The sequence below is a fragment of the Lactobacillus sp. N54.MGS-719 genome, assembly GCF_000980505.1.
In the GTDB taxonomy this organism is placed as follows: Bacteria; Bacillota; Bacilli; order Lactobacillales; family Lactobacillaceae; genus Lactobacillus; species Lactobacillus amylovorus.
Genome location: NZ_LARO01000004.1, coordinates 30,597 through 55,398, shown reverse-complemented (window position 1 = coordinate 55,398; position 24,802 = coordinate 30,597). Strand labels below are relative to the sequence as shown.

28 protein-coding genes and 2 tRNA genes are annotated in these 24,802 nt (G+C 38.2%); 23 read left to right on the top strand and 7 right to left on the bottom strand.

Annotation, left to right across the window (positions count from 1 at the left end; genetic code table 11):
- Positions 1-94: 94 nt before the first annotated feature.
- The 3 genes from WS44_RS01350 to WS44_RS01340 all read left to right on the top strand — a co-directional run bounded on the left by WS44_RS01350 (position 95) and on the right by WS44_RS01340 (position 3,629).
- Positions 95-697 (top strand): VanZ family protein, encoded by a 603-nt coding sequence (locus WS44_RS01350; RefSeq protein ID WP_014565712.1) that lies wholly within the window; start codon positions 95-97, stop codon positions 695-697.
- A gap of 87 nt (positions 698-784) precedes the next feature.
- On the top strand, positions 785-2,122 hold the full coding sequence (locus WS44_RS01345) for a glucose-6-phosphate isomerase (RefSeq protein WP_046432641.1): 1,338 nt from the start codon (positions 785-787) through the stop codon (positions 2,120-2,122).
- Positions 2,123-2,249: 127 nt separating this feature from the next.
- Positions 2,250-3,629 (top strand): DHA2 family efflux MFS transporter permease subunit, encoded by a 1,380-nt coding sequence (locus WS44_RS01340; RefSeq protein WP_046432638.1) that lies wholly within the window; start codon positions 2,250-2,252, stop codon positions 3,627-3,629.
- 94 nt (positions 3,630-3,723) lie between these two features.
- Here the strand turns inward: WS44_RS01340 and WS44_RS01335 are convergent, their stop codons facing one another.
- The gene (locus WS44_RS01335; protein ID WP_013641706.1) at positions 3,724-4,737 is read right to left on the bottom strand and encodes a serine hydrolase domain-containing protein; all 1,014 of its coding nucleotides are present in this window, start codon (positions 4,735-4,737) and stop codon (positions 3,724-3,726) included.
- A gap of 88 nt (positions 4,738-4,825) precedes the next feature.
- Between WS44_RS01335 and WS44_RS01330 the strand changes: the two genes are divergently transcribed.
- A tRNA-Glu gene (locus WS44_RS01330) sits at positions 4,826-4,897 on the top strand.
- A 5-nt stretch (positions 4,898-4,902) separates the two neighbouring features.
- Positions 4,903-4,975: transfer RNA gene (locus tag WS44_RS01325), tRNA-Gln, on the top strand.
- A 92-nt stretch (positions 4,976-5,067) separates the two neighbouring features.
- On the opposite strand, the gene WS44_RS01320 is transcribed toward WS44_RS01325, so the two are convergent.
- Positions 5,068-6,420, bottom strand: coding sequence for a Mur ligase family protein (locus WS44_RS01320; RefSeq protein ID WP_046432634.1), 1,353 nt, complete (start codon positions 6,418-6,420; stop codon positions 5,068-5,070).
- A gap of 136 nt (positions 6,421-6,556) precedes the next feature.
- Here WS44_RS01320 and WS44_RS01315 point away from each other — a divergent pair, with 136 nt between their 5' ends.
- From WS44_RS01315 to WS44_RS01235, 18 genes are all read left to right on the top strand, one after another.
- A complete protein-coding gene (locus WS44_RS01315; protein WP_013437578.1) occupies positions 6,557-7,156 on the top strand; it encodes a thymidine kinase in 600 nt (199 codons plus the stop codon).
- A 16-nt stretch (positions 7,157-7,172) separates the two neighbouring features.
- Positions 7,173-8,261, top strand: a complete 1,089-nt coding sequence (prfA, locus tag WS44_RS01310) for a peptide chain release factor 1 (protein ID WP_013437579.1) — start codon at positions 7,173-7,175, stop codon at positions 8,259-8,261.
- Complete coding sequence (gene prmC, locus WS44_RS01305; RefSeq protein WP_013437580.1) at positions 8,254-9,099, top strand: peptide chain release factor N(5)-glutamine methyltransferase; 846 nt, start codon at positions 8,254-8,256, stop codon at positions 9,097-9,099. Before prfA ends, prmC begins: the two co-directional genes overlap by 8 nt.
- A 2-nt stretch (positions 9,100-9,101) precedes the next feature.
- Positions 9,102-10,103 carry an L-threonylcarbamoyladenylate synthase gene (locus WS44_RS01300; protein ID WP_013437581.1) on the top strand — a complete coding sequence of 334 codons (1,002 nt, stop codon included), beginning with the start codon at positions 9,102-9,104 and terminating at the stop codon, positions 10,101-10,103.
- A gap of 86 nt (positions 10,104-10,189) precedes the next feature.
- Complete coding sequence (gene upp / locus WS44_RS01295; protein ID WP_013437582.1) at positions 10,190-10,819, top strand: uracil phosphoribosyltransferase; 630 nt, start codon at positions 10,190-10,192, stop codon at positions 10,817-10,819.
- Between the two features lie 123 nt (positions 10,820-10,942).
- Complete coding sequence (gene atpB, locus WS44_RS01290) at positions 10,943-11,656, top strand: F0F1 ATP synthase subunit A (protein WP_013437583.1); 714 nt, start codon at positions 10,943-10,945, stop codon at positions 11,654-11,656.
- Between the two features lie 20 nt (positions 11,657-11,676).
- Positions 11,677-11,901, top strand: a complete 225-nt coding sequence (gene atpE, locus WS44_RS01285; RefSeq protein ID WP_013437584.1) for a F0F1 ATP synthase subunit C — start codon at positions 11,677-11,679, stop codon at positions 11,899-11,901.
- 50 nt (positions 11,902-11,951) lie between these two features.
- Positions 11,952-12,461 carry a F0F1 ATP synthase subunit B gene (gene atpF / locus WS44_RS01280; protein ID WP_013437585.1) on the top strand — a complete coding sequence of 170 codons (510 nt, stop codon included), beginning with the start codon at positions 11,952-11,954 and terminating at the stop codon, positions 12,459-12,461.
- Positions 12,461-13,009, top strand: a complete 549-nt coding sequence (atpH, locus tag WS44_RS01275; RefSeq protein ID WP_013437586.1) for an ATP synthase F1 subunit delta — start codon at positions 12,461-12,463, stop codon at positions 13,007-13,009. Before atpF ends, atpH begins: the two co-directional genes overlap by 1 nt.
- Positions 13,010-13,023: 14 nt before the next feature.
- Positions 13,024-14,535 (top strand): F0F1 ATP synthase subunit alpha, encoded by a 1,512-nt coding sequence (gene atpA, locus WS44_RS01270; protein WP_013437587.1) that lies wholly within the window; start codon positions 13,024-13,026, stop codon positions 14,533-14,535.
- Between the two features lie 10 nt (positions 14,536-14,545).
- Positions 14,546-15,508, top strand: coding sequence for a F0F1 ATP synthase subunit gamma (locus WS44_RS01265; RefSeq protein ID WP_013437588.1), 963 nt, complete (start codon positions 14,546-14,548; stop codon positions 15,506-15,508).
- Positions 15,509-15,541: 33 nt separating this feature from the next.
- Complete coding sequence (gene atpD, locus WS44_RS01260) at positions 15,542-16,981, top strand: F0F1 ATP synthase subunit beta (RefSeq protein ID WP_013437589.1); 1,440 nt, start codon at positions 15,542-15,544, stop codon at positions 16,979-16,981.
- An 11-nt stretch (positions 16,982-16,992) separates the two neighbouring features.
- Positions 16,993-17,433, top strand: coding sequence for a F0F1 ATP synthase subunit epsilon (locus WS44_RS01255; protein ID WP_013437590.1), 441 nt, complete (start codon positions 16,993-16,995; stop codon positions 17,431-17,433).
- A 60-nt stretch (positions 17,434-17,493) separates the two neighbouring features.
- Positions 17,494-17,724 carry a DUF1146 domain-containing protein gene (locus WS44_RS01250; protein ID WP_013437591.1) on the top strand — a complete coding sequence of 77 codons (231 nt, stop codon included), beginning with the start codon at positions 17,494-17,496 and terminating at the stop codon, positions 17,722-17,724.
- An 83-nt stretch (positions 17,725-17,807) separates the two neighbouring features.
- The gene (locus tag WS44_RS01245) at positions 17,808-18,797 is read left to right on the top strand and encodes a rod shape-determining protein (protein ID WP_013641710.1); all 990 of its coding nucleotides are present in this window, start codon (positions 17,808-17,810) and stop codon (positions 18,795-18,797) included.
- 13 nt (positions 18,798-18,810) lie between these two features.
- Positions 18,811-19,104, top strand: coding sequence for a membrane protein insertion efficiency factor YidD (yidD, locus tag WS44_RS09760; protein WP_013437593.1), 294 nt, complete (start codon positions 18,811-18,813; stop codon positions 19,102-19,104).
- Between the two features lie 8 nt (positions 19,105-19,112).
- On the top strand, positions 19,113-19,340 hold the full coding sequence (locus WS44_RS01240) for a DUF2969 domain-containing protein (protein WP_013437594.1): 228 nt from the start codon (positions 19,113-19,115) through the stop codon (positions 19,338-19,340).
- 21 nt (positions 19,341-19,361) lie between these two features.
- Positions 19,362-20,555 carry an FtsW/RodA/SpoVE family cell cycle protein gene (locus WS44_RS01235; RefSeq protein WP_013437595.1) on the top strand — a complete coding sequence of 398 codons (1,194 nt, stop codon included), beginning with the start codon at positions 19,362-19,364 and terminating at the stop codon, positions 20,553-20,555.
- A 54-nt stretch (positions 20,556-20,609) separates the two neighbouring features.
- Here WS44_RS01235 and WS44_RS01230 read toward each other — a convergent pair whose 3' ends face one another.
- From WS44_RS01230 to WS44_RS01210, 5 genes are all read right to left on the bottom strand, one after another.
- Entirely contained in the window at positions 20,610-21,752 is a 1,143-nt protein-coding gene (locus WS44_RS01230) for a glycoside hydrolase family 3 N-terminal domain-containing protein (protein ID WP_046432630.1), read from the bottom strand.
- 117 nt (positions 21,753-21,869) lie between these two features.
- Positions 21,870-22,334: a universal stress protein gene (locus WS44_RS01225; RefSeq protein WP_013437597.1), complete on the bottom strand. Its 465-nt coding sequence runs from the start codon at positions 22,332-22,334 to the stop codon at positions 21,870-21,872.
- A gap of 61 nt (positions 22,335-22,395) precedes the next feature.
- Entirely contained in the window at positions 22,396-22,677 is a 282-nt protein-coding gene (locus WS44_RS01220; protein WP_013437598.1) for a hypothetical protein, read from the bottom strand.
- Positions 22,678-22,974: 297 nt separating this feature from the next.
- Entirely contained in the window at positions 22,975-24,279 is a 1,305-nt protein-coding gene (locus tag WS44_RS01215) for a replication-associated recombination protein A (RefSeq protein WP_013437599.1), read from the bottom strand.
- Positions 24,279-24,749 carry a YueI family protein gene (locus tag WS44_RS01210; protein ID WP_046432627.1) on the bottom strand — a complete coding sequence of 157 codons (471 nt, stop codon included), beginning with the start codon at positions 24,747-24,749 and terminating at the stop codon, positions 24,279-24,281. The genes WS44_RS01215 and WS44_RS01210 overlap by 1 nt, the downstream gene beginning before the upstream one ends.
- Positions 24,750-24,802: the final 53 nt, after the last annotated feature.

The window sequence follows — 24,802 nt, the reverse complement described above, 5'->3', positions numbered from 1 at the left end:
AACAATGTTTTGCTAATAGTTATCTCTTTTTTAATAATTTAGTTATTAAAAAGTGGGTATAATTTTATAGGAATAACTTGGAAAGAGGCAGAGCATGCTATTTTTTGGCCCAATATATAATTTTCTAGCAAAACAATATGCGACCAGTATCAATCATTTCGCTTTAGTTAAGTTGACTTTAATGGCATTAGATAAAACAGTTTTTTATTTTTTGATTTTTGCTGTTTTACGCTTAATCTGGCTTCTTTTTATTCGCAGAAGACGTTCACTTAAATCAGAAGCTAGTGTTTGGATATTTGCATTTTATATGATTCTGGTTTTGATGTTAACGACTTTCCGAGATACGTATTTCCCTTGGCAGCTCGTTTTTAATTTCAACAGGCCACTTAGCGATGTTAATTTAGTCTTTATGAAAGAAACCTGGAAATTAGTGTATGCTCCTAGCAGGCTGGACTTCTTTTATAATTCATTCGGCAATATTCTTTGCCTTGTACCATTTGGTATCCTGTTTCCAATTGTATTTTCCAAGAAGCAGTCGTTTGTTAAGACTGTGTTAACAGGGATGCTCTTTTCAATTAGTATTGAAACTTTGCAGTTTTTATTGGAAACCGGCGTAAGCGATATTGATGATGTCTTCTTTAATACCTGCGGTGCCATTTTAGGCTATTTAATTTATCGTTTGTTTCGAAAAAAATGAATGCGCTTGTACTTTGAGACTGGTATTCATTAAATAAGATTGTTAAAATAGGGTTGTAAAATTTTTTTATAGTTAGGAAGCAGATTTATGAGTTTAATTAAATTTGATAGTAGTAAATTAACTCCATTTGTTCACGAAAATGAATTAAGTGAAATGCAAGCAATGGTAAACGCTGCTAACACTGAACTCCGTGAAGGTACTGGTGCTGGTAACGATTTCCGTGGTTGGCTTAATTTGCCAGTAGATTACGACAAGGATGAATTCACTCGTATCAAGAAGGCTGCCAAGAAGATTCAAAACGATTCAGATGTTTTAATTTGTATCGGTATTGGTGGTTCATACCTTGGTGCACAAGCTGCAATTGAATTCTTGAACAGCAACTTCTACGGCAAGGTTGACAGTGATATGCCAACTGTTGTCTTCTGTGGTAACTCACTTTCAGGTTCATACCTTTACGACTTAATCGAATGGTTAGGCGACAAGGACTTCAGCGTTAACGTAATTTCTAAGTCAGGTACTACTACTGAACCATCAGTAGCATTCAGAATCTTCAAAGACAAGTTAATCAAGAAGTACGGTAAAGAAGAAGCTGCCAAGAGAATTTACGCAACTACTGACCGTCAAAAGGGTGCTTTGAAGACTGAAGCTGACGCAGAAGGTTACGAAGAATTCGTAGTTCCAGATGACGTTGGTGGTCGTTACAGTGTTCTTTCAGCTGTTGGTTTACTTCCAATCGCTGCTTCAGGTGCTGACATTGACGAATTAATGAAGGGTGCTGCAGACGCTCGTGCTGACTACACTGACACTGATTTGTCAAAGAACTCACCATACCAATACGCAGCACTTCGTAACATCCTTTACCGTAAGGGTTACACTACTGAAATTGTTGAAAACTATGAACCAAGCCTTAGAATGTTTGGTGAATGGTGCAAGCAATTAATGGGTGAATCAGAAGGTAAGGACCAAAAGGGTATTTACCCATCAAGTGCTAACTTCACTACTGACCTTCACTCACTTGGCCAATACATCCAAGAAGGTTTACGTAACTTGTTCGAAACTGTTATCCGTGTTGAAAACCCACGCCACGACGTTAAGATCCCAGGCGATGAAAAGAACCTTGACCAACTTAACTTCTTGGAAGGCAAGAGCTTGAACTACGTAAACGACCGTGCTTACGAAGGTGTTGTTTTGGCTCACACTGACGGTGGTGTTCCAGTTATGACTGTTAACATTCCAGACCAATCAGCACATACTTTAGGTTACATGATTTACTTCTTCGAATTAGCTATTGCTATTTCAGGTTACTTGAACGGTATCAACCCATTCAACCAACCAGGTGTTGAAGCTTACAAGCGTAACATGTTTGGTCTTCTTAACAAGCCAGGTTACGAAAACTTACACGACGATTTAGCTAAGCGTCTTTAATAATTAGCTTTACTCAGCATATTTGATAGTATGCGTTTTAATATAATTGGTTTTACCAATTAAAGAAAGAGTAGAAACCCGATTAGTTTCTACTCTTTTTGTTTGATTATTTATGAAGGAAGAGATTATGAAGAAGAGCACAAAAAATATTTTGGCTGTTTTATCCGCGGCTTTTATGTCTTTTGTAGGAATTTTGACGGAAACAAGTTTAAACGTTACATTTCCGACCATGATGAAAGAATTCAAAGTGTCGCTTGATACTATTCAGTGGACGACAACAGGCTATTTATTGATGATCGCCATTATTATGATTTGTTCATCCTATTTAAATGACCGTTTTACTGCTAGACAGTTATTTATCATTGCCTGTGTTGGCTTTATGGTAGGTAGCGTTATTAGTGCGATTGCACCTAACTTTCCAATTTTGCTTTTGGGCAGACTGATTTCCGCATTAGGTGCTGGCTTAAGTACGCCACTAATGTTCAACTTGATAACGGAGATTATGCCACGATCTAAGTGGGGCGTTTATATGGGAATCGCTGGTTTAGTTGTCGCAATGGCACCAACCTTAGGGCCTGCCTTTGGTGGTATTACTACCTTCTATTTAAAATGGCGTTGGATCTTTGTTTTCGTTACTATTTTTGCTCTGATTGTATTTGTTGCTGGAACACTAGTAATAGGGAAATATCATGATCAAGTTAAGAGTAATTTTGATTATCTCTCATTTATTACATTAGCTGCAGCATTCATCACCTTAACATTGGGCGTTAACCAAATTAGCTATGGCATGGCTAATCCACTATTATGGATTTTGTTAGTAGTTACCGCCTTATTAGTATGGGCTTTTGTAAAATTATCACAAAAATCATCCAAAAAATTATTGGATTTAGCAGTATTTAAACAAAAAGCCTTTGTTTTTGGGGCACTAGCATACTTTCTTTTGCAATTTAACAATATTGGTATCAGTTTCGTTTTGCCTAACTATATCCAAATTGTAGGTAAACAAAGTTCACTGGTTGGTGGCTTGGTATTACTTCCAGGAAGTATTATTGCTGGTTTACTTAATCCATATTTTGGTAGCTTATATGATAAACGTGGTGCTAAATTACCATTGTATCTAGGTGGCTTTTTTATGGCTCTTAGTTGTTTATTATTTGCTATTTTTGGTTTGAACCTAAGTGCAATGATGATCATAATTTTCTATGGCATTATGATGATGGGTCACAGAATGTCTTTCAGTAATACTATGGCAGAAGCTTTAAAGGTAGAAACAGGTAAGTTGCGTGCTGACGCCACAGCTGTTTGTCAAACTAGTCAACAGCTTGCCGGTTCAGTTGGTACGACCATCCTTGCTTCAATTATGTCAGTTTGGCAAAAACAAGGTCATGGTTCTTATACAATGGCTACAGCTCAAGGTAGTCAAGCAGCCTTTTGCTTTACTTTGCTGATGAGTTTGATCATTATGTTTAGTTATTGGAAAATGTTTAGAGCAGAAAAAGCTAAATAAATTGGGCTAGATAAAGAAAATAAGTTATAATAATAGACGAATGATGAAATTTAGTGAGAGATAAAAAGACGGCTGACACACAGTCGTCTTTTTTCTATGCTTTGGAATTTTCTGTGAGGAAACTACGGATAATTTTTTCGCGCATGGCCAGGAAGATAGTGTTATGACCAGTGGGATGCACGCGGTTAGTTAGCAAAATCAAACCTGTTTGTTTTAGTCGATCGAGAATGATCAAAGTACCGGTAAAACCAGTATGTAAAATGATGGGGTAATTTTGTTTAGGATCAAAGCGTAGGTCCCAGCCCCATGAACGTGACTTAACACCTCTAGGTGTTTTGTCATCGAATAATTGGCTGACAGTATCTTGGCTAAAAGGAAGAACATCTCGCTTAAGACCTAAGTATCCTTGACTAAAGGTGACTAGATCACGCATGTTGGAGAAAAGTCCAGCGGAGCCGCAATCACTGCCTAGTTGCCTTGCTTTTGGATCATGAGGGATGCCTTGCAACACCGTACCATCAACAATGGCAGTAGGTACGCAATCTTCTTTTTTTGGAGAAAAAGTCGTGTTAACAAGTGGCATTTGATCTAATACCTCTTGAGTAGCCACTTCTTGCACTGGTTTGCCATAAATGCTTTTGATTACCAAGCCGAGTAGAATGAAGTTAGTGTCAGCATAGCGCATCTTGTGTTCAAATTCATCGGTAACAGGCAAATTAATCAATGCTTTTAATAGTTCATCATGATTTAACTCATCGCGATGAGGAATCCAGCCGCGAATACCGCTGGTGTGAGTTAATAGATGGTAAAGTCGAATTTGTGGATCTTTGAATTCAGGAATGAATTGTTGCAAGGGCTCAGTGAAATTGAGTTTGCCTTGATCATAAAGCTTAAGCAGTACATTTTCTGTGGCTAACACCTTAGTTAGACTAGCAAGATCATATTCTGCGAAGGGGCTAAGTTGTGTAACCTCAGGATAAATGCTAGCAAAGCCCGTTGTCGAGGTGAATATTTGCTTTTTATTAATAAAGGTATAATTAACTCCAGGAACAACGCGATCAAACACCATTGACTCGATAAAATGTTGCGTTTTATTGTAATTGATCATTTGTATTTTTCACCGTCCATTACCACTAATTATAGACAAAATGACTTGACAAGCCTAGCAGAAAAAAGCATAATTATGAGTGTTGATTCGCCCGTTGGTCAAATGGTTAAGACGCCACCCTCTCAAGGTGGAGTTATGAGTTCAATTCTCGTACGGGTGATTTACTGGGATATAGCCAAATTGGTAAGGCACAGGATTCTGGTTCCTGGATGTTTGGGTTCGAGCCCCAATATCCCAATAAGGATGAATGAATAATCAAAGGCTGGATCGATTTGATCCAGCTTTTTTGATACAAAAAAACGATCCATAAACATTATGGATCGTTTAGTTTTACATACCAGCTTTGATAATTTTCTTTTCAGCCATGGTCTTACGTAAGGCAAGCATAGCAGTATAAGTGGAAAGAATGTAAACTTTCTTAGTTGGTAATTTCTTAATTTCTTCAATCAAGCTGTCATCGTCAGGATTGATGTTCATTGCACCAGGATCAAATCCAGCAATTTCAAGTCTAAAGCCCATGTCGTGCCAACGTTGACCACCAACAAGTACTTTCTTGATCTTGCTACAATCTAATCCTTCGAAATCAGCATCCCAAATCCAAGAAGTATCAATACCATCCGCATGGTTGGCATTAAGTAAAGCGACTAATGAGTAGTCATCTTTTTCGGTATTAAGCATATGCAAAACTTCATCAAGACCAACAGGGTTTTTAACTAAGATCAAGTCGATGTCTTTACCACCATAGTGGATTAATTCTTGACGACCGAAGATACGCTTGTTTTCTGCAAAGGCTTGTGCAACCTCAGCTTCAGTCAAACCAAAGTGACGAGCAACTGAGTAAGCAGCTAAAGCATTGTAGATGTTGTAAGTACCACCGATGTTGATTGAGTAGTCTTTGTTGCCCATTTGGAACTTTAGGCTGTTAGGCGTTTGCTCAATAATCTTGTTAACTGTAAAGGTTAAATCAGGACGATGGTAGCCACAGTTAGGGCAGAAGAAATCGCCTAAGTTAGCGTAAATTCTTTCATGGTAGTGCAAGATGTGATCGCATTTAGGACAAAGCACACCATCTGTGTTAACAGCTGCCTTAAAGTCATTTTCTGGCTTGTCACCAGGCAACTTGAAACCATAGAAAATCTTTTTGTTAGGCAACTTAACTGATGAAAAGATGCTGGCATCACCGTTAGCAATAATTGTTGCATCTGGTGCTAACTTAATCCCATTTACGATCTTTTCATAAGTAGTATAAATTTCACCATAACGGTCCATTTGATCACGGAAAATATTGGTCAAAACAAAGACACTAGGGTGAAGCAGCTTGGTTACCATCTTAACGTTTGCTTCGTCTACTTCAAGCACAGCAATCTTGCGCTTAACGCGTTTGTGCTTATGTGCTAAAAATGCTGTGACGATTCCTTGTTGCATGTTGGAACCAGATGGGTTGGTTAAAACATCACCATATTTTTTCTTCAAGGCTTCAACGATCAAAGCTGTGGTCATGGTCTTGCCATTAGTACCAGTAACAATGACGGTTTCATAGCCTTTAGCTAAAGAATTCAGCACGTTTGGATCGATTTTCATCGCTAATTTTCCAGGAAAACTAGTGCCGCCTTTCATGACGTTATGCAAAAACCAGTAACTAGATTTTCCGGCGACTTTAGCGACTCCTGATTTAAAACTCATGTACATCCCTCACTTTAAAACTATGTTTTAGTTTAGCATAGAAAACGAGTTTTACCATCTATTTGACTGCACAAATTTTATTTTTCCACTATACTATTAAAGCAAAGACTTTTTTTGAGCAAAGGGGAGGACAGAAGTGGCGCAATTATTTTTTCGTTATGGTGCAATGAGCAGTGGCAAGACGATTGAAATATTAAAGGTAGCGCACAATTATGAAGCACAAGGACGTAGGATTGCTTTAATGACTAGCGGCCTGGATAATCGTAGCGGCGTTGGTACGGTTGCTTCAAGAATTGGCCTTCATCGAAAAGCAATTCCAATTACCAGTGAAATGAATTTGTTCGAATATATCAAAAAAATGAACGATCATGACTTAGCTGATGGTGATGGAAAACTAGCTTGCGTTTTAATTGATGAAGCTCAGTTTTTAAAGAGACATCATGTCTTAGAATGCGCTAAAATTGTTGATGATTTCAATATACCTGTGATGACTTTTGGTCTTAAGAATGATTTCCAAAATCATTTGTTCGAAGGCAGCGAGAATTTATTGATTTTTGCTGATAAAATAGAGGAAATGAAGACTATTTGTCATTATTGCGGGCATAAGGCAACAATGAATTTGAGAGTAAATAATGGCAAACCTGTATATGAAGGTGAACAAGTACAAATCGGTGGTGACGAGAGTTACTATCCTGTTTGTCGTTATCACTATTTTCACCCAGGTAGCAAGAGATAGAGAGGAAAATTAGTTTATGGATAACGTTATGGCTCAATTAGAGGGTTTAGTAGCCCACTATGAAGAACTGCAAGAAATGATGGCCGATCCTGAAGTTATTAACGATACTAAGCGTTACATGGAAATTTCCAAGGAAGAAGCCGACTTGCGTGAAGTTGTACAAAAATACAAGAAGTATAAGCAAGATAAAAAGGAATTAGAAGACAACAAGAAGATCATCGCTAATGAATCTGATGAAGATTTGATCGAAATGGCTAAAGAAGAAAATTCAGAAATCGAAAAAGAAATTCCTGAATTGGAAGATCAAATCAAGATTTTGATGCTGCCTAAAGATCCTAATGATGATAAGGATATTATCATGGAAATTCGTGGTGCAGCCGGTGGTGACGAAGCTTCATTGTTTGCAGGCGATCTTCTTAGAATGTATGAAAAATACGCTGAAAGACAAGGCTGGAAGGTTTCATTGATTGATTCTGAACCAACTGAAGTTGGTGGTTATAAGCGTGTAGCTATTATGATCACTGGTGACAAAGTTTACTCAAAATTAAAGTATGAAAATGGTGCACACCGTGTTCAACGTATCCCAGTAACCGAATCACAAGGTCGTGTTCATACTTCAACTGCTACTGTTGCTGTTATGCCTGAATACGAGCAAGTAGATATTGATATCGATCCAAAGGATATTCGTGTCGATGTTTACCGTTCAAGTGGTGCCGGTGGTCAGCACATTAACAAGACTTCAAGTGCCGTTCGTATGACTCACCTTCCAACTGGTATCGTAGTTGCCATGCAGGATCAACGTAGTCAGCAACAAAACCGTGAAAAAGCTATGCAAATTTTGAAATCACGTGTTTATGACTACTACGAAAGTCAAAACCAAGCTAAATATGATGCAAAACGTAAGAATGCTGTAGGTACTGGTGACCGTTCAGAAAGAATTAGAACCTACAACTACCCACAAAACAGAGTTACCGACCACCGTATTGGTTTGACTATTAATAAGCTTGACCGTGTAATGAACGGTGAACTTGACGAAATTATCGATGCATTGATTCTTTACAATCAAACTAAGCAATTGGAGGAGTTGGCTGATAAAAATGCCTAAGTTGACTTTAAAGCAAATCAGAATTAAGGCAGGAGAGGCTGCCGAAGATGTTCGACCAGAGGATATTGATTTTGTTTTGGCTGAGCGTCTTAATTTGACTCCTAGCGAGTTTGAATTAAAGCAAGACATGGTTTTGTCAGAAGATCAAGTCAAGCAAGCCAATAAAGACATTAAGAAGCTGGCTAGAGGCGTTTCACCACAATACATTTTGGGTTACGCTTGGTTTTTAGGCTACAAAATCATGGTGCAGCGCGGCGTATTGATTCCTCGTTTTGAAACCGAAGAGTTGGTTGAATGGGCATTAAAGTCACTTAAAAGTGGTGATAAGGTGCTTGATTTAGGTACCGGCTCTGGTTGCATTACCGTTGCTCTTGCTAAAGAAGCAGAAAAGAAGGGAATCAAGGATCTGACCCTTTATGCTAGTGATATTACTGATAGTGCTTTAAGAACAAGTGAAGAAAACTTTTTAAACTATGATCTTGACGTCACTACCCGTAAAGCTAATGTATTAATTGGTCTTGAAAAGTTCGACAAAATCATTTCTAATCCACCATATATCAAGACAAATGAGAAGAAAGACATGGATAAGAATGTCTTGCAAAATGAGCCTAAAGAAGCTCTGTTTGCTGGTAAAGATGGATTAGACTTTTACAAGAAGTTTGCCAAACAAGTTCGTGACCACTTAAATAGTCACGGTGAATTTTTCTTAGAATTTGGCTTTAATGAAGAAGAACAATTGAAAGAATTATTTGCCAAAGAATTGCCTGATTTTGAGATTGAATTTAGAAAAGATATGGCCGGCAAGCCACGCATGGTTCATGGAAGGTGGCAAAAATAGAAATGGAAACAAAGATTTTTAAAAAGGATCAACTTGATGAAGCCGTTAAGCTATTGGCCAAGGGTGAATTAGTTGCTTTCCCTACAGAAACTGTTTATGGCTTAGGTGCGATTGCAACCAATGAAAAATCAGTTAAAGGTGTTTATGCAGCTAAGGGTCGTCCTAGCGATAATCCTTTGATTGTAACGATTTCTGATGAAAAGATGATGGAACGCTACGCTAAAGAGGTTCCAGAACGGGCTAAAACGCTAATTAAGCACTTCTGGCCAGGTCCTTTGACTCTTCTTTTGTTTGTAAAACCAGGTACACTTCCTGATGCTGTAACCGGCGGTCTTAAGACCGTTGCTTTTCGTTGCCCAGACGATCAATTGACTCACGATTTGATTGCTAAATTGGGTTACCCAATTGTAGGACCTTCTGCTAACACGTCAACTAAGCCAAGTCCTACTACGGCTGAACACGTATATCATGATTTAAAGGGTAAAATTGCCGGTATTATCGATGGCGGTCCCACTCGTGTTGGACTTGAATCAACGATTATCGATTTGTCTGTTAAAACACCAATCGTGCTTCGTCCTGGTGAAATTACGCCAGAAGAATTGAGCAAAGTTTTAGGCGAAAAAGTTTTAATCAACACAGGCAAGGTTTCAGATAAAGATGTGCCGAAAGCACCAGGCATGAAGTATCGTCACTATGCTCCAAGTGAACCTGTAATCGTAGTTGATAATCCAGCTGATTTTGCCAAAATTGATTTTAACGAAAAAACTGGTGTAGCTGCTTTAGGTTCAATTTTAGCTAAAATCGATTTAAGCGATGACAATAAATTTGATTTAGGTGAAAACTTAGTTGACGCTGATCATAATTTATTTGGTGCATTGCGCTATTTCGATGACAAAGACAACATTGAAACCATTTATGTACAAGGCTTCAATGAAGGTGAAGAAAGTTTAGCTTACATGAACCGTCTTAACAAAGCAGCGGGCGGACATCATTTGAATAAATAAAAAATAAAACGCAAAGGGCTTTAAACCCTTTGCGTTTTTGATTAAAATGTTTAGTGAGTTATGTTATTTGTTAATAGGAGGTATATATGGGAAAGTTCGTAGTTTTGGATCACCCATTGATTCAACACAAATTGACAATTATTCGTCGCAAGGATACGGGTTCAAACGAATTCCGTAGAATTGTTGGTGAAATTGGTGGTCTGATGACCTATGAAATCACTAGAGACTTGCCACTTGAAGATGTCGAAATTGAGACACCAATGGGTAAGACAGTTCAAAAAGAAATCGCCGGTAAGAAATTGACAATCGTGCCAATTTTACGTGCCGGTATGGGGATGCTTAACGGTGTTCTTGAGATGGTTCCATCAGCTAAAATTGCGGTTATCGGTATGTACCGTGATGAAAAGACTTTGAAACCACATGAATACTTCTTCAAGGCTCCAAAGGACATCGCTGAACGTGAATGTTTAGTTGTTGATCCAATGCTTGCAACTGGTGGATCTGCTAATGACGCTATTGCTGCATTAAAGAAGCGTGGCGTTAAAGAAATTAAGTTAGCAGTTTTAGTAGCAGCTCCAGAAGGTATCAAGGCTGTTCAGAAGGAAAACCCTGACGTTGATATCTATGCTGCAGCAGAAGACGAGAAGTTAATGGATAACGGTTATATCTTCCCAGGTTTGGGAGATGCCGGTGACAGACTCTTCGGTACTAAGTAAACTTCCTTTTTCTGAAAAATATTTTCTCTAATGCGCTTTCATGTTACACAAAGAAGATATTTGGTGTTAAGATGATTTACGTGTTCGAGTTTTATTCAACACGAGAAGGGAGGTCACGAAGTAATGGAGAAATCATTTGTTTTTAAATTCATGGGCTTGAATTTTGATCTTACTGGGATCATTGGTTCAACGCTAATGGCTTTGACAGTTTTCTTTATCTGCTTTTGGCTTGCACGAAAAGTCGAACTAAAGCCAAATAAAAGACAAAATGTACTTGAGTATTTGCTTGAATTTACTAACGGTATTGTAAAAGATAACGTCAGCGACGTAGATGCTCAAAACCACTTGTCTTTATATGCTTTTGTATTGTTCCTTTTCATCTGGTTCATGAACCAATTGGGTATGTTCCTAGAAGTCAAAGTTGATGATTGGGTGTTTGTAAAATCACCAACTGCCGATCCAGTAGCGACAATGTCGTTTGCAATGATGACCTTGCTTCTATCGTTCACATTCGGCGTACAAAGATTTGGTGTTGGCGGATATTTAAAGAATTATACGCAACCAGTTGGTTTTATGCTTCCAATTAATTTAATTGAAGAGTTCACCAACTTCTTAACCTTATCATTGCGTCTTTATGGGAATATATATGCTGGTGAAGTTTTGCTAACTTTAATTGGTAATGATCTAGCACATGCTGGCGGACCATTTACGTTGATTCTAGCAGCTCCATTAGCCATGATTTGGCAAGGTTTCTCTGTCTTCATTGGCTCTATCCAGGCATATGTTTTCGTAACTCTGTCAATGGTTTACATTGGTAAAAAAGTTACTACAGAATAATTTTTCGGAGGTATAAATTTATGGCAGAAGCTTTTAAATATCTCGCTGCTTCTATCGCAGCTGGTTTAGCAGCATTGGCTGCATCACTTGGTAACGGTAAAGTTATTTCAAAGACTCTTGAAGGTATGGCTCGCCAACCTGAAAGTGCAGGTAATTTAAGAGCAACAATGTTCATTGGTGTTGGTTTGATCGAAGCCGTTCCTATTTTGTCTATTGTTGTTGCCTTCTTAATTCTTTTCCTTTAATAAGGTTTTTCTGTTTGAAGGATTTAAGTTTAAAGAGAGAAGGGCAGTAAATGACTATTCAAACATTATTTGCAGCCTCACATCATATTTACCTAGGTAATGCTATTTGGTATTTAATTTGTTTTGCCATCTTGCTGTTATTGGTCAAGCATTACGCTTGGGGTCCAGTATCAGATATGATGGAAAAGCGGCGGCAAAAAGTTATTAATGACTTGGATTCAGCTGCAAGTGATCGTAAAAAGGCTGAAACGCTTGCTAATGAGCGTGAAGCTGCCTTGAAGAACTCAAGACAAGAAGCAACACAGATTCTCTCTGACGCTAAAACTAATGCGCAAAACACAGGCAAGGAAATCGTAGCTAGTGCAAACGAAGACGCTGCAGCAATTCGTAAGAAAGCAAATGAAGAAGCTGCTAAGGCTAAATCAGATGCTTTAAATGCCGCACGTGATCAAGTAGCTGATATTTCTGTAGCAATTGCCGAAAAAGTTATTGCTAAGAATTTATCTGCTGAAGACCAAAAAGATTTAGTCGACCAATTTATTAAGGGGTTGGATGATTAATGGCTTTAAGTAGAGAAGAAATAGCTGCACGGTACGGTACTGCTTTGTTCGGTTATGCGCAAGATAATAAAGTACTGGATACTGTTTACGATGAAATGATGGAATTGAAAAAGGCAGCAGTTGCCAATCCTAAATTCATCAGTGTCCTTAGCGATCCTATTTTAAGTAGTAAAGATAAAAAGTCTCTTTTAACTGCAGTTGAAAAAGATTTTTCAGATGAAGTACAAGGCTTTTTGAATTTGTTACTTGAATATAACCGCTTTGCTGATTTAATCGATATTATCGATGAATTTGCTTTACTTTATGACGATGAAAAGAAGATCGCAGCTGGTACTGCAACTACTGCAGTTAAACTGGATGATGATCAACTTAAGCGTTTAGGTGATAGTTATGCTAAAAAGTATGATTTAAACGCTGTGCGTCTTGAGAATAAAGTTGATCCAAGTATATTAGGCGGCGTAGTCCTCCAAGTGAAGGACCGCGTGATTGATGGATCAGTTAAAAATAGACTGAAGAAGATCCGTGCGCAAATAATTGATAAAAATTAAAAGAGGTGAAACCATTGAGCATTAAAGCGGAAGAAATTAGCTCCTTGATCAAGCAACAACTTGAACATTACGATGATAAGCTCGACATTAACGAAGTTGGTGTTGTAACTTACGTTGGTGATGGTATCGCCCGAGCTCACGGACTTAACGATGTATTGGCCGGTGAATTGTTAAAATTTGATAACGGTTCATACGGTATCGCTCAAAACCTTGAATCCAACGATGTTGGTATCATTATTTTGGGTCAATTTGACAACATTCGTGAAGGTGACCGTGTTCAAAGAACTGGTCGAATCATGGAAGTTCCTGTTGGTGACGCCTTAATTGGTAGAGTAGTTAACCCATTAGGTCAACCTGTTGACGGTGAGGGTGAAATCAAAGCTGATAAGACTCGTCCTATCGAAGCTAAAGCTCCAGGTGTTATGGACCGTCAATCAGTTAAGCAACCACTTCAAACTGGTATTAAAGCTATCGATGCCTTAGTTCCAATTGGTCGTGGTCAGCGTGAATTGATTATCGGTGACCGTAAGACTGGTAAGACTAGTTTGGCTATTGATACTATTCTTAACCAAAAGGGACAAGACGTAATTTGTATTTACGTTGCTATTGGTCAAAAGGAATCAACCGTTAGAACTCAAGTAGAAACTTTAAAGCGTTTTGGCGCAATGGATTACACCATTGTTGTTGAAGCGGGCCCAAGTGAACCAGCACCTATGCTTTATATTGCACCATATGCTGGTACTGCTATGGGTGAGGAATTTATGTACAATGGCAAGGACGTATTAATCGTATTTGACGACCTATCCAAACAAGCCGTCGCTTACCGTGAACTTTCCTTGCTTCTCCGTCGTCCGCCTGGTCGTGAAGCCTATCCAGGTGACGTCTTCTACTTACACTCACGTCTTCTTGAACGTAGTGCTAAGTTGAGTGACAAACTTGGTGGTGGGTCATTGACAGCTTTGCCAATTATTCAAACTGAAGCCGGAGACATTTCTGCATATATTCCAACCAACGTAATTTCTATTACTGACGGTCAGATCTTCTTGCAAAGTGACTTGTTCTTTGCCGGTACTCGTCCAGCTATCGATGCTGGTAACTCAGTTTCTCGTGTTGGTGGTAACGCTCAGATTAAGGCAATGAAGAAAGTTGCTGGTACTTTACGTACTGACCTTGCAGCTTACCGTGAACTTGAAAGTTTCGCTCAATTTGGTAGTGATCTTGATCAAGCAACTCAAGCTAAGTTGAACAGAGGTCAAAGAACTGTTGAAGTATTGAAGCAACCACTTCATGATCCGATCCCTGTTGAAAAGCAAGTATTGATTCTTTATGCTTTGACTCACGGTTACCTTGATGCTGTTCCAGTAGAAGACATTGGACGCTTCCAAAATGAATTGTTCGACAACTTTGATAGCAGTCATGCTGATTTGCTTAAGACAATTCGTGAAACTGGTGAATTACCTGATGATAAGAAATTATCAGCAGCCGTTGAGGAATTCAGTGAAAGCTTTACACCAAGTGAAAAATAGGAGGTAGATTATGCCTGCATCTTTACTTGAGTTAAAGAAAAAGATTGCTTCAGTAAAACAAACCGGTAAGATCACAGAAGCCATGCGAATGGTTTCAGCATCAAAATTGAATCAAACTGAAAATCGTGATAAAGGATATACCGTTTATAACGACTATGTTCGTAAAACGATTTCTCGTTTAATCAGTTCCCAAGTCGTAGATAATCTACGTGAAAAGAACATCTCTATCGATAAGAACAATGTTGCGAAGATCGATTATACTGATGTGTTTGGTTTAGGTATTACTGCTGATATGATTCAAACCCGCAAAAAAGTTAAGACTACAGGTTTCTTAGTAATTAGCGGTGATCGTGGTCTTGTAGGTTCTTACAACAGCAATGTCATCAAAAACATGATGAGCATTTTTGAAGATGAACGTGCACAAGGACATGAAGTTAAAGTTTTAGCCGTTGGTTCTGTCGGCGCTCAATTCTTTAAGAAAAACAACGTTAATGTTGTTTACGAAAAAGATGGCGTTTCAGATGTGCCAACCTTTGATGAAGCTTTACCAATTGTTTCAACTGCAATTAAGATGTATTTAAATGGTGTCTATGACCAACTTTACGTATGTTATACTCACCACGTAAACTCATTATCATCTGCTTTTCGTGTTGAAAAGATGTTGCCAATCGTTGATTTGGATATCGGCGTAAAAGAAGCTGAAGCACATAAAGAATTAGAATATGATATCGAACCAGACATTAACAGTGTACTTACAAAGTTGTTGCCACAGTATGCTCGTTCAACAATTTATGGTGCCATTCTAGACGCCAAGACTGCAGAACATGCTAGTTCAATGACAGCTATGCAAAGTGCGACTGATAATGCCAATGATTTGGTATCAAGTTTAACTACAAAATTAAACCGTGCTAGACAGGCACAAATTACTACTGAAATTACCGAAATTATCAGTGGTGCAAATGCCTTAGAGTAAACTTAGAGTAATAAAGAAAAGGAGGTAGATGTTTTGAGTGAAGGTGAAATCGTTCAAGTAATCGGCCCAGTTGTCGATGTTAAATTCCCAATCGATAAGAATTTACCTGATATTAACAATGCCTTGCGCGTAATCAAATCAGAGGATGAAAGCATCGTCCTTGAAGTTACGCTTGAACTCGGTGATGGTGTCTTAAGAACGATCGCCATGGAATCTACCGATGGTCTTCGCCGTGGTATGAAGGTTGAAGATACTGGTGCTCCAATTTCAGTTCCAGTTGGGGAAGATACTTTAGGTCGTGTGTTCAACGTTTTGGGTCAACCAATTGATGGTGGTCCAGAATTTTCAAAAGATCACCCTCGTGAAGGTATCCACAAAGAAGCACCTAAATATGAAGATTTAACTACCAGTAGAGAAATCCTTGAAACTGGTATTAAAGTTATCGACTTACTTGAACCATATGTACGTGGTGGTAAAGTTGGTTTGTTCGGTGGTGCCGGTGTTGGTAAAACAACTATCATTCAGGAATTAATTCACAACATCGCTCAAGAACACGGTGGTATTTCCGTATTTACTGGTGTTGGTGAAAGAACACGTGAAGGTAATGATCTTTACTTCGAAATGAAAGCTTCAGGCGTTTTAAGTAAAACTGCCATGGTATTTGGTCAGATGAACGAGCCGCCTGGTGCCAGAATGCGTGTTGCATTAACTGGTTTGACTCTTGCTGAATACTTCAGAGATGTTGAAGGTCAAGACGTATTGCTCTTTATCGACAATATCTTTAGATTCACTCAGGCTGGTTCAGAAGTTTCCGCTTTGCTTGGTCGTATGCCAAGTGCCGTTGGTTACCAGCCAACTTTGGCAACAGAAATGGGTCAATTGCAGGAAAGAATTACTTCAACGAAGAAGGGTTCAATTACTTCAATTCAAGCCGTTTATGTTCCTGCCGATGACTATACTGACCCAGCTCCATCAACTACATTCGCACACTTGGACGCTACTACTAACTTGGAACGTAGCTTGGTAGAACAAGGTATTTACCCAGCCGTTGACCCACTTGAATCATCTTCAAGTGCCCTTGACCCAGAAGTTGTTGGTCAAGAACACTACGAAGTTGCTACTCGTGTTCAACATATTTTGCAACGTTACCACGAATTGCAAGATATTATTTCTGTTTTGGGTATGGATGAATTGTCTGATGAAGAAAAATTGATCGTTGCACGTGCACGTAAAGTTCAATTCTTCTTGTCACAAAACTTCTTCGTTGCTGAACAATTTACTGGTGTACCTGGTTCATATGTTCCAATTAAGGAGACCATTAAAGGCTTTAAACTTATTTTGGATGGTCACCTTGATGATCTACCAGAAGATGCCTTCCGTGGTGTTGGCCCAATCGAAGATGTTTTGAAGAAAGCACAATCTATGGGTGTAACTCCAAGTGATCCAGAAGCTAAAGCATTGCTAGAAAAGTAGGGTGATGTCAAATGGCAGATCCAGAAAAGCTTTTTAGAGTAAATGTTGTAACTCCTAATGGAATGATTTATTCCCATCGTGGAAGCATCGTTGATGTACGCGCTGTTGATGGTGAACGTTCTATATTGTACAATCACACCCCGCTTTTGACTCCATTAGTTATTAGTGAAGTTAAAGTAAAACGTAGTCAAGAAATGGGTTCAAGAATCGATCACATCGCTATTAGTGGTGGTTATATTGATTTCTCAGAGAACGTAGCTACAATTATTGCGGATAGTGCCGAACGTGCTAGAAACATTGATGTTTCTCGTGCTCAAGCTGCTAAGGAAAGAGCTGAGAAGCGTCTTAAGGAAGCACGTGAGAAGCATGATGAACGTACTGTGGAACGTGCTCAAGTTGCTTTGAGACGAGCAATGAACAGAATCAGTGTTTACAATGATAGAGGTCACTAGATAAAGTGAAAAAGACGAATGCAAATTGCATCCGTCTTTTTTTATTAAAGGGAAAAATTTATGTTTCAATTAGGTGTTCATGCAATTATAAGTATCATCATTTATTTGATTGCCATTGGATTAGCTTTTCAGGCAATGAAGGCTGTTCAATTAGATAAAATTGTGCGTAAGGGTAGAGTTTTTGAAACTCAACTTTTATATTTATTTGGTGCAATTGCGTTAGGCTTTTTAATCGGCAATTTTGTAATTACTTTTATTGATACTTCAATGCAACTTAGTAATTTGTTTTAAAGATTGTGTTAAAACAAGGACAGTAAAGGAAACTCTTAGTTATTTATGGTAAAATGGACGATGAATAATTATGGAGGGTTATCGTGGCACGAGATATAGGAATTGATTTGGGGACAGCTAATGTATTAATTAATGTCTCTGGAAAAGGTATTGTTTTAAACGAACCTTCTGTTGTTGCCGTAAATACTGATACTAACAAGGTAGTTGCGGTTGGCTCAGAGGCATACGAGATGGTAGGTAGAACCCCTGGTAATATCCGCGTAATTCGTCCGCTTAAAAACGGTGTAATTGCAGATTTCGATATTACTGAAGAAATGCTGTCTTACTTTATTGAAAAATTAAATGTTAAAGGCTTCATGTCTAAGCCAAATATTTTGATTTGTGCTCCTACTGGAGTTACTTCAATTGAACAAAAGGCAATTATTCAAGCAGCTGAAAAATCAGGTGGCGGCAAGGTATATCTTGATTTCGAACCTAAGGTTGCAGCTGTTGGAGCTGGTTTAGACATTTTCAAGCCACAAGGAAATATGGTTATTGATATCGGTGGTGGTACTACTGATGTTGCAATTTTATCAATGGGTGAAATTGTAACTTCACAATCACTTCGTTATGCCGGTGATAGAATGAACCAAGCTGTAATTAGCTACATTAAGAATAAGCATAATTTGCTTATTGGTTCTAGAACCGCAGAACAAATTAAGATTGAAATAGGTAGTGCATTTGAACCTGATGAAGATAAACAAGTTACCGTTCGCGGTCGTGATGTGGTTGATGGTTTGCCCAAGCAAACTACAGTTACCGCACCTGAAATTCAAAAGGCATTGGAACCAGGTTTGATGTCAATTATCGCAGCCGCTAAGGAAGTTCTTGAAACTACTCCACCAGAACTTTCAGCAGATATTATTGACCGTGGAATTATGCTCACCGGTGGTGGAGCATTGTTGAAGAATATTGATAAGCTAATTTCATATTACTTACAAGTTCCTGTTTTAACAGCTGATCATCCATTGGAAGCTGTTGCTTTAGGTACAGGTACTTTGCTTAAGAATATTGAAAAGCATCAACGACACTAAGTGAGGAGATTACTTGCGTAAGATTTTGATCGGTTTAGTGCGTATTTATCAGACACTAATTTCACCGCTTTTTCCACCAAGTTGTAGATATTATCCTACATGTTCTAACTATATGATTGATGCTCTGAAAAAACATGGCCCTATTTTAGGGCTAATCATGGGGATTTGTCGTATACTAAGATGTAACCCATTTATTCGTGGTGGGGTGGACCCAGTTCCTGATAATTTTACTATTTTTCGAAATCCACATCCGGAAAGGTATGAAGACGAGATTATCGCTTCTAAGTTTCATCCGGATAGCAAGTAGGAGGATTTATGTCTAAAAAGTTAGAAAATATTGATATTGAAGTTAATGAACTTAAGGGTAAGAATTTGCCAACTTGGGAAGTTATTATTCCTAAGAAAAAGTCCATTGGTTTAATTGAGAAGGTTGAAGGCCGTTACCGCGCTACTACAACTAAGACTAGCAACATTTTATTTGCTAACAGTCTTGAAAGTAGTATCAACGATTTGCTTTCATACTTCACATTACATGAAAAATAAAATTTAAGTAGTGATTATTTAATGGCAAAAGTTGAAAATAAAACGAGTCTGATTGACCGATTGGCCTGGAACATTATTATTCCAGTGGCAATTTTGGCTATAATCAGTTTGTACTGTATTTACGTTGCAGCACTCGGGGATCCATCGCATGTTGGTTCACCTGTTAGAGCTGTGGTAATGCAGGCTCTGTGGTATTTGATCTCGATTGCAATTGTTGTTGTCGTGATGCAATTCGATGCGGAGCAGCTCTTTAAAATAGCGCCGATCTTTTTTGGTTTTGGCATAATTTTACTGATAGCAGTTTTATTCCTGTATAACCGTAGTGTAGCTGCAGATACAGGGGCAAAAAGTTGGTTCAAGTTAGGGCCAATTACTTTCCAGCCATCTGAGTTGATGAAACCGGCGTTTATCTTGATGATGGCACGTGTGGTTAAAGATCACAATGATAAATATGAACATACCATTAAAACAGATTGGCTGTTGCTTGGTAAGATTATTGCTTGGTTAGCACCAGTTGCGATTTTGTTAAAATTGCAAAACGACTTTGGTACTATGTTAGTTTTCATCGCTATTGTTGGTGGTGTGGTATTAGTATCAGGTATATCGTGGAAGATTATTGTTCCACTGTATGGAATCGTAATTATTGGCGCAATCACAGTTATCTTGCTGGTTGTTACACCAGGAGGACAATCTTTCTTAAGTCACTTCTTCCAAGCTTATCAGTTTGAAAGAATTAAATCATGGCTAGATCCGTCCGGTGATACTTCATCCGGTGCTTACCAGTTATGGCAAAGTATGAAGGCCATTGGTTCCGGTCAATTATTTGGTAATGGTTTTGGCAAAGCTAGTGTATATGTTCCAGTTCGTGGATCCGATATGGTTTTCTCAGTTATTGGTGAAAACTTCGGTTTTGTCGGCTGTGTAGCTTTGATTTTGATTTATTTATACTTAATCGTTCAAATGGTTAAAATTTCGTTTGACACTAGAAATGTATTTTACTCATACATCGCTACTGGTGTTATCATGATGATTTTATTCCACGTATTTGAAAACATCGGTATGAATATTGACTTATTACCATTGACTGGTATTCCGTTGCCGTTCGTTTCTCAAGGTGGTTCAGCCTTGTTAGGTAACATGATTGGTATTGGATTGATCTTATCAATGAAATTCCACAATCGTGATTACATGTTTAGTACGGCTGGCGATTTTTAAAAATAATGAAAAGGATTCAAGTAAAAACTTGGATCCTTTTTTGTTGGTTTTAAATTATTTAAGAATGCCTAACTTTTCTTTTAACTGCAAAATTCTTCTAACTGAATCATTAATTTGCTTTTGGCTGATTGTACCTTTTTGTACGGCTTTCTTAATAGCAATGATGCCAGTTTGATAATTCCCACCTAAAAGCATATCATTGCCAGCTTTTAGAGCCAGAACGTCGGCATTAATGTGGTGCTGCTTAGCGTACTGAGTGATTGCTCCCATTTGTAAGTCGTCAGTAATCATTAGACCTTGATAAGCTAAATTCTTACGGAGTAATTTGTGCACGGCTGGGGAGAGGGATGCCGGCATTTTAGCATCAATATTTTTGATCACGATGTGTGAAAACATGATTCCATCCACGCCAGCTTTAATTCCAGCCTTAAAAGGTAAAAGATCTTCCTTTTTATATTCAGACAATGGCTTATTGATTTGGGCAAAACCGGTATGAGTATCACCGGCATCTCCGTATCCTGGAAAGTGTTTAAGACAACTAGCAACTTTTTGACTTTGGATGCTTTTGACAGCAACTGGAATATACTTAGCTGTTGTTTCATAATCTTGTCCTAAGGTTCGATCATAGATAAAACTATTCTTATCTTTGGCAACATCAGCAACAGGGGCAAAATTCATGTTTATACCATTTTGATGCAGAATTTTAGCTACTGTTTGATCTTCTTTTTGGATGCCAGTTAGACCTTGAGTATTATAAATTTCTTGGGGACTAGGATATTTTCGTTGTGAAATACTAGGATTGGTATCAATTCGGGAAACTGTTCCACCTTCTTGGTCGGTGGCAATTAGTAAACCATGATTGCTGTTTTTTTGATAATTGCGCATTTCCGAATCAAATTGAGCCTTAGTCTTATTTTGAAAATCCGGTGCAAATAGAGTAGTACCGCCCAAGTGATATTTTTTAACATCTTGCATCATTTGCTTGGTGTTGCCTGTACTATGAGCAAAATACAATTGTCCTATTTTTTCGTTTAAAGTCATGTGCTTAAGGATCAAATCGATTTTTTTGGTTTTCTTTTTAACAGCCGTAGTTTTAAAATTAGTTGTTCTACTGTCAGCTTTTATCTGATGCTGGCAACCGGTAATTAATAATGCCGTAGTCGCTAAAGCAGTCAAAATTAATAGTTTCTTTTTCATGATATAACCTTCTTGTTTAACTATGATTATTTTAGTTGAAATAACCATAATATTAAATAAAGAATGGTAACAAAAAAGAACCGAACAAACCGGTTCTCTTTGGGTATAAAATATAAATTATTTCTCTAAAGCGTTAGCAATTTCTTTGGTACGGCATACCAAAACATCGCACTTTGAAGTTCTGGTAACGTATTCGGTAACACTACCGATGAGCAAACGTTCAACTGCATTTAGACCAGTTGCACCGACAACGATCAAGTCAATGTTGTGCTTCTTAGGGAAGTCGTGACCAATGATTGTCTTAGGTGAACCGAACTCAATTGAGTAATGAGAATCCTTTACGCCGGCCTTAACAGCACGAGCTTGGTAATCCTTCATTCTCTTTTCAGCATCCTTGGAAACTTGTTCGACCATTGCAGAATCAAAACTTGAAACGTTTTGGAAAGAACGGGTATCGATTACATGTAAAATTTCCAAAGTTGCATTATTACGCTTAGCGATGGCTACAGCTTTACTAAAAGCCAAATCGGCTTCTTTGGAACCATCTACAGATACTTGAATATTTTTATATTGTGAAAGCATTTTCTAAACACCTCTTCCTAATATCTATTCTACCAAAAATTTGGTTATTATTAGGAATATATTACTCTTTATTTCCAGTAATTGATAAACCAAATACCAAGATGGTTAGGGAGGCAAGGAATAGCGTGATTAGGTTAAGATACTTGTTTCCCATAAATAAAATAATAATTCCAATGACACTTTCAATTAATAGCGCAATTGAAGTCCACTTTAAAATATTAGATAAACGAGGGTCGCCACCAACATCAAAAATCAAAAAATGACCATTTCTTCTGTGCCACAGGTACCAAGAGGTAAGCAGTAAAAGAAAAATAAAAATGATCATTACAACTTTTATTACCATAAAAAATATCTCCAGTTACAGAAAAAGACGGTCAATTAAGGCCGTCTCATTTAATATTCTAAAAAATCTGAGTTGACTAAACATAGCATAATGACGCTTGTTGAACCCGCAGTGTTCAAAATTTGAGTTGACGTCGCAGCGAATATGGATCCTGCACTAAGGCAGTATTCCGATTCGGTAGTTATTCGCCAACTCCCACGTCTTATAGTTTGATCGGTCAACTTTATACATTTAAGCTTGTCGATCAACTCAGATCACTTATTATGATAAGGGATCTGGCTATATTTGTCAATAAAATCAGTTTTTAGATAGATCATCAGTTTGCATCTGCTTTAGTTTTTGATAAATGGCTTTGTAACGTTGTTCTACCTTAGAATTTCCTTTTGGCTGGAAGTAATTTGCCTTAGTTAAATTGTCTGGCAAATATTGCTGTGCTACCCAGTCATTTTGATAATCATGAGGATAGAGGTAGTTAATGCCGTGTCCTAATTTTTTAGCACCAGAATAATGTGCATCCTTCAAATTGGCGGGAATAGAGTCAATCTTCTTATTTCGGATATCGCTGAGTGCATTATCAATGGCAGTAATGGCACTGTTGCTCTTAGGCGACAGCGCAAGTTCGATTACAGCATTAGCAAGTGGAATTCTAGCTTCAGGCAAGCCAACCATTTGGGCGGCTTGAATAGCCGTCATTGCTCGCTCGGCAGCGGCAGGATTAGCTAAACCAATATCTTCATATGCAATTACGGTCAGACGACGACAGATAGAAATTAAATCACCAGATTCGATTAATCTAGCCAAATAGTGCAATGCCGCATCAGTATCCGAACCACGGATTGACTTTTGGAAAGCAGAAACTAGATCGTAGTGGCCATCACCAGATGCATCGAAGTTTTGAATCTTCATCTGAATGGAATCGGCCATTTCTTTTTGAGTGATTAAAATAGTAGAATCATCTTTATGCTCATTTTTAAGTTCCTGCTTGGTTGAAAGAACGGCTAGTTCTAAGCTATTTAAAGTAGCTCTCAAATCGCCATTGCCTTTTTCAATTAAAAGCTGGCGAGCATCATCAGTCAGATTAACATTGTATTTGCCCAAGCCATTTTCCTTATCGGCAAGTGCACGATCGATGGCCTTAGAAGCATCTTCGCTTGATAAAGGCTTTAATTCGAAAATTTGGCACCGCGAACGAATGGCAGGAGAAATAGATATATAAGGATTTTCGGTAGTTGCACCGATTAGAATAACTTGTCCTGATTCAAGTAGGGGCAACAGAAAATCCTGTTTGGTTTTATCGAGACGATGAATTTCATCCAGCAATAAAACGACAGTACCGCTCATTTTGCCTTCTTCGGCAACTTGCTGCAGTTGCTTCTTGCCGTCAGTTGCCGCATTAAGCTTTCTAAAAGCATATTTAGTGGAACCGGCAATAGCACTAGCAATACTGGTTTTACCAATACCAGGAGGGCCGTAAAGAATCATAGAAGAAAGCAAACGAGCCTCAACCATTCGACGAATGATTTTCCCAGGGCCAATTAAATGCTGCTGTCCAACAACTTCGTCCAAATTTTTAGGCCGCATACGGTATGCTAATGGTTTCATTACTTATCCCCGTGAAATAAATGATGCCAAAAGCCTTCATGCTTTTTGGCTGGTGCATTAAGTTCAGTCTTAGGCATTTCAGGTGGATAAACTTGGTTAATCTTAATTCGTGGACGGTTAATTGCAGTTTTGGCTACAACTAAAACTGCGGTATCATTTGGTCCTGTTTGAGCAGTTTCATTATTAACTAGAGTAAAAGGAATATCTTTCTTACTGCATTCTGCTTCAACATCGCCCAAGAAGCCATCATCTTTGATATTGCCGTTGATCAAAATAGTGTAACCCTTGAAATCATCGATATGTTTTAAAAAGAGGGCAGTCAATTTAGAATTATTTACTTCCGTATTATCTAAACGAACTAAAACACGTTCACGTAAAGAACCTAAAAAAAGTCTACGTTCATCTGGCTTGGTTTGAGGCGTAATACCTTGAGCAGCTTGTTCAACACGTTTGTTTAAATCTTCAGTCATATGATTCATCCTTTCTATTAGTACCAATTGTAACAAAAAAAGCTTTCCCACAA